The sequence below is a fragment of the Flavobacterium sp. genome, from assembly GCF_044368625.1.
GTDB lineage: Bacteria > Bacteroidota > Bacteroidia > Flavobacteriales > Flavobacteriaceae > Flavobacterium.
This window is the reverse complement of the sequence record NZ_JBIPPD010000199.1, coordinates 1-5,970: the sequence shown is the minus strand read 5'-3', so window position 1 is coordinate 5,970 and position 5,970 is coordinate 1. Positions and strand designations below refer to the sequence as shown.

General features: G+C 28.7%; 5 protein-coding genes. All 5 read left to right on the top strand.

Annotated elements, in window-relative coordinates:
* A partial coding sequence (locus ACIQ2X_RS12865; protein ID WP_396179327.1) for a helicase-related protein occupies window positions 1-2,126 on the top strand: 2,126 nt, incomplete at its 5' end.
* Window positions 2,123-2,761, top strand: a complete 639-nt coding sequence (locus tag ACIQ2X_RS12860) for a DUF4391 domain-containing protein (RefSeq protein ID WP_396179325.1) — start codon at window positions 2,123-2,125, stop codon at window positions 2,759-2,761. The genes ACIQ2X_RS12865 and ACIQ2X_RS12860, both read left to right, overlap by 4 nt.
* An 18-nt stretch (window positions 2,762-2,779) precedes the next feature.
* Window positions 2,780-4,807 carry a Piwi domain-containing protein gene (locus ACIQ2X_RS12855; RefSeq protein WP_396179324.1) on the top strand — a complete coding sequence of 676 codons (2,028 nt, stop codon included), beginning with the start codon at window positions 2,780-2,782 and terminating at the stop codon, window positions 4,805-4,807.
* A 115-nt stretch (window positions 4,808-4,922) separates the two neighbouring features.
* Window positions 4,923-5,462, top strand: a complete 540-nt coding sequence (locus ACIQ2X_RS12850; protein ID WP_396179322.1) for a DUF6934 family protein — start codon at window positions 4,923-4,925, stop codon at window positions 5,460-5,462.
* A gap of 60 nt (window positions 5,463-5,522) precedes the next feature.
* Complete coding sequence (locus ACIQ2X_RS12845) at window positions 5,523-5,693, top strand: hypothetical protein (RefSeq protein ID WP_298391532.1); 171 nt, start codon at window positions 5,523-5,525, stop codon at window positions 5,691-5,693.
* The last annotated feature ends 277 nt before the right edge of the window (window positions 5,694-5,970 follow it).

Below are 5,970 nucleotides of genomic sequence, written 5' to 3'. Positions count from 1 at the left end.
ACAATAGCACTTCGGTAGGTAAAGAAAATAGGTATCAAAAACTATTAAGAAAAATTGTTCAAGAAGGAATTGAAACTAAAGTTTTGATGCTTTCAGCAACGCCTGTAAATAATAGATTTAATGATTTAAAAAATCAATTAGCTATTGCTTATGAAGGAGCTTCTTTTGAAATTAATGACCGTTTAAATACTGAAAGAAATATTGATACAGTTTTTGTTAGAGCGCAAAAATCTTTCAATACTTGGTCTAAATTATCTAATGACGATAGAACAACTGAAAAGCTTTTAGAAATGCTTGATTTTGATTTCTTTGAGATATTAGACAGTTTAACAATTGCACGTTCTAGAAAACACATTACTAAATATTATGATACTTCAGATATTGGTAAATTTCCAGTAAGAAATAAACCTGTATCTATTCATAGCCCATTAACAGATAAGAAGATAAATTTTGAAAATATTGCGGAAAGATTAACGCTTTTAAACCTCTCTGTTTATTCTCCATTAAATTATATTTTACCAAGTAAAGTTCAATTATATGCTGATAAGTATGATAAAAAAGTAAAATCAGGTTCAGGAACTTTTACGCAAGTAGATAGAGAAAAAAGTTTGCAGTTATTAATGCGCATCAATTTATTAAAGCGTATCGAGAGTTCCATTGATTCATTTCGTTTGACTTTAAATGATATTTTATCACAAATAAAAACTAGATTAGAATTACTAAAAAAAGACAATACAGATTCAGTTTCAAGTGTGCAATGGGATATAGATAATGAAAATGTTGATTGGGATGCAGATTGGGGTGATGAAGAAAACATAATTGGTAAAAAAGTAAAAGTTAGAGTTGAGGATTTAGATAAGACAAGATGGATTGAAGATTTAGAAGTAGATTTAGACAATTTACAAACATTATCTGATGAAATTAGTAATATTAGCCGTTCAAGCGATATTAAACTAAAAAAGTTGATGGAAGTTGTTGAAGAAAAATTTCAAAATCCAATAAACGAAAACAATAGAAAAGTAATAATTTTTACAGCCTTTGCCGATACAGCTAATTATTTATATAATAGTTTAAAAGATACTTTATTAGAAAATTATAATATCAATACAGCATTAATTACCGGTTCAAAAAGATTATGTACTAGTAAAAATATTAATACTGATTTGAATACATTGTTAACTTGTTTTTCTCCGATTTCAAAAAACAAAAAGGATATATTTCCAAATCTTGAAGACAGTATTGACGTTCTAATTGCAACCGACTGTATTTCAGAAGGACAGAATTTACAAGATTGTGATTTTCTTATTAATTATGATATACATTGGAATCCTGTTAGAATAATTCAGCGATTTGGTAGAATAGACAGAATAGGCTCTATTAATTCAAGTATTACAATGGTCAACTTTTGGCCAGATGTTTCTTTGGATGCTTATATAAATTTAAAGCAACGTGTTGAAGATAGAATGCTTATTAGTAATATGGCTAGTACAGGTGATGATAACATTTTAAAAACCGATGATAAAGATTTAGAATACCGCAAAATTCAATTAAAAAAATTACAAGAAGAAGTTGTTGACCTTGAAGATTTAAGAGAAGGAGTTAGTATAACAGATTTAGGATTGAATGACTTTAGAGTAGATTTATCAAACTTCCTCAAAAAATATGGAAAATTAAAAAATATCCCAGAAGGAATCTATGCAGTTGCAGAAGCAGAAAATGAGGAAAGCAAAGGAGTAATTTTTGTTTTAAGAAATATCAATAATGAAGTAAATATTGATAAACAAAATCGTTTGCATCCATATTACATAATCTACATAAAAGAAAACGGCGAAATAATCCACAATCATTTTGATGCGAAAAAATCATTAGATGCAATCAGACTACATTGTAAAGGATATTACGAACCATTAACAGAATTATGCGACAAGTTTTGTGATGAAACAAATGATTTCAAAAATATGGATTTCTATTCCGATTTATTAAAAAAATCAATTGGTTCTATCGTTAAGACCGAAGCAGATAAAGATATTAAAAGTTTATTCCGTTCAGGCGGCACAACAGCATTAACTAATAATGTGAAAGGTTTAGAAGATTTTAGTTTAATTTCATTCGTAGTAATAAAATGACCTATTTTGAACTTCCAAAATCTACTATTGTAAACAGATTTATACCTAAAAACGCTTTTGATGATTTTACTAATTCATCGCAAAAAAAGAAGTTTACAGATACTATTGATAAAATCACTTGGCTAAATAAATTGTCAAAGGACACTATCAATCTTGATGGTAGTGATGTAAAAGAAATTCAAATATTTGAAATCAAATTAAAAACAAAAGAAAAGATACAGCCATTACTAAATGTTATAGATAAAGCAATTCCCTATCACATTGTTTTTATAGTAACATTTGGAGAAGAAACTTATTTAAGCACATCCAAGAAACACAATCACATAAATAATGAAAATACAGCAGTTATAGATTGGAATTTCATTTCAGAATGGCAGCCAAATGCAAAGAAAAAAATATCGCTTAACTTAAAAGAGAGTATAGATTTTATTTTCACCGATTTATGTTCTCAAATATCAGGATTTCAAAGTAAAAATATAAAAGAGATAATTGAAAAAGACAGCTCTAAAACAAAGTTTAAAAAGCAAATCGAAGAACTTGAAGTGAAGATTAAAAAAGAAAAACAATTCAATCTAAAAGTAGAAATGAATCAAAAACTAAAAGAGCTTAAAAAAGAATATAAAGAGTTGAAATAATATACTAAAAAAATCAATTTGGAAAACCTTAAAATAAACATCATCCCATTCCAACATCCTTCAATAAAGAAAGAGTTTGGTTTTTACAAAGAAAAAAAAGACGGCTTCTATCCTATTCATAGAGGAGATTTGCCCAATGAGATATGGGATAATTTTAAGACCGAATTACAAGACCTCAAATTCTTGTATTCCAATTTTTCAGACACGCAAGATTGTGATATGATGGCATCAGTAGATATGGTTCACAGCACTACTTTTGCAAAACACTACTATACAAGACTTGTGTACAATTATTTTTATACTATTGCCGATGCCATACAATTCAATTATGTAAAAGATGTTGAGGTTTGGTTTTTAGATACTAAAGAAGTAGCAACAGGTTACAAAACATACAATAAATACACTTTGAAAATAGAGTTTTCAGGACTAACAAAAAGTCCTGCACTACTCCTTTCCTATGACGGAACTTCCAAAATTGCTATAACAAGCATTGATAAAATAGACATTCCATCAAACTATTTTAAAACAGTAGTGTATAAAAAAGAAATATTCAAATTCGATTTACTTTCAGAAGAAGCAAAACAAAACCTCGAACAAGTATTTCCATTACTAAACATACCATTAAAAAACCACCTCAGCATACCTCACAGCGTACCAAAAAAAGGAAATAGATATAAACCATACTTCAACTACATAAAGGATTTTTACAATAAGTATTTAAACACAGAAGCGTTTAAAAAAATGCTACCATTAGATGAAAATGGCTTTTTTATTATTCCTGAAAAAGACATTCATAAAACACATCAAAACTCAAACAACTTAAGGTTTTTCAATAATACTAGCATCGACCCAAGAGGAGGTATGAAAAGTTTTGGACCATATCAAGCAAGTCCACACGCAAACGTTCGATTTTTCTTTATTTACCACAAACCAGACCGTAAAGATTATGTAATTCCATTATTTGGCTATTTTGAAAAAGGATATAAAACTTTCTTTCCTCCGCTAAAAACCCATATCAAACAACCATTCTATATGGATAAAGATACCAGTTTAGCTTTTGAAAGTACAACTACTGCTGTAAAAGAACTAAAACACCATCTAATCAATTTAGAAAAAACACCAAATACAAGATATGTGGCAATCTACATAAGTCCAATTCATAAAGAAGACCAGGACAACAAACAACTATACTACCAAGTAAAAGAAGAACTATTAAAACACGAAATAACCTCTCAAGTAATCTATAAAGAAAGCATCAATAATGCCTATTTTGGAGAGTTTTTAGCAAACATAACACCAGCGCTATTAGCAAAAATAGACGGTATTCCGTGGCGTTTAGACAGAGAACTAAAACAAGAATTAATTGTAGGTGTTGGTGCTTTTAAATCAGCCGAAACCAATACACGATTTGTTGGCAGTGCCTTTTGTTTCAACAATAAAGGAGAGTTCAAAGGCTTCGATTGTTTCCGTGATAACGAATATGATTTAATAGCCGGAGCAATTGGAAAACAAATATTAAAATTTGTAGTTGATAATGGCAACGATGTAGAAAGATTAATAATCCACTACTACAAACCAATGGGTAAAGAAGAAATAGACCCAATTCAAAAAGTATTAAAAACATTAAGATTAGACATTCCAGTAATAATAATTACAATCAATAAAACAGAAGCAAATGACTATGTAGCATTTGATACTAGTAGCGAAGCGTTGATGCCATTAAGCGGAACTATTATAGAAATAGCAAAGCTAAAATACTTACTATTCAACAATGCCAAATACAGTGAAAGTGGCACAACAAAAGATTATCCATTTCCAGTAAAGTTAGCATTAAGCTCCACAGATGAAGAATATTTAAAAGACATTCCAACAGTAAAGGAGTTAATAGATCAAGTATATCAATTCAGCCGAATGTATTGGAAATCCATAAAACAACAAAACCTACCAGTAACCATAAAATACCCAGAAATGGTTGCCCAAATATTTCCACACTTCGAAGGAGACAAACTACCCGATTTCGGTAAAAATAACCTTTGGTTTTTGTAATCAACTAAAACAAAATACATATTTTAAATAGTGTTAAAGTAAAAATTTAGTTACATTTTTATCTGTTAAAAAAATTAATTATGTTTACAGAATAAAGAATTTAAAAGTACACGCATTGAACAACTTACCAATATACAATACCGAACAAACTGCTGAAGAAATAAAAACCCAATACTTATTTGAAAGTGTAGGAGAAAAAACAATAATCAAAGCTATTGAATATACACCTGTAGCAAATATGGGAGGAAGAACAGTATATAATTTAGGTTTTGGCGATTATGATGAAGCATTAGGCACAATAGTTGATGATGTAAATAGTAATAATGGAGATATATACATAGTATTCAATACAGTATTAAGTACAGTACCTATGTTTTTTGCTATAAACCAAGATGCTGTAATTCTTGTAAGTGGTAGTGATAGTCACGATGAGTTTATAAATGATTGTTTACCTACTTGCAAAAAGAAATGTGTAGAACATTGTAAAAACTATCAAAGACGAATTAAAACATACAGATATTATGTGGATAAAAACTTTGAAGAATTAAGTGTAGATTATATCTTCTTTGGACGTAATAAAAGTAAAGCAAATACGTTTGTACAATACATACCAAAACACGAATACGATGATATTTTGGTTTATAAGAAAAAATAATATAACTTTGCAAAACATTAAGTACTTGTTATTTAATTAAATACTAATACACAGACAATTATGGAAACTACAAAAACAACTGTAAAAGCTTCTAAGGTTATTTCTATGTCTGCTAAGACAAAAGAAAAGATTGCTACTGTTGCTGCTTCTCTTAAAGGTAAAGAACTATTTACTGATAAGATAGAATTAGCAAAGAAAACACTTAGTGAATTAAAATCACTTCCTATTTAAGATACAATAGTTATAACATAAATAACAATCGGTTTAGAAATCTCTAAGCCGATTTTTTTTTGATTTATTTTAATTATTTAATTTAGTACTTCTTTAAATTAAGTAGCTGATGGAAAATACAATACTCACAAGACAAGAACTTTACGATTTAGTTTGGGAAAATCCATTATCTAAATTAGCAAAGAAATACAACCTCTCTGATAATGGCTTAAGAAAAGTTTGCAAAAAACTAGACATACCATTACCAAAAAATGGCTATTGGCAAAAAATTCAATAC

What these genes read in the sequence shown, in the direction of transcription:
- ACIQ2X_RS12860 (WP_396179325.1), top strand. Translation starts at nt 2,123, where the DNA reads ATGACCTATTTTGAACTTCCAAAATCTACTATTGTAAACAGATTTATA.
- ACIQ2X_RS12845 (WP_298391532.1), top strand. Translation starts at nt 5,523, where the DNA reads ATGGAAACTACAAAAACAACTGTAAAAGCTTCTAAGGTTATTTCTATG.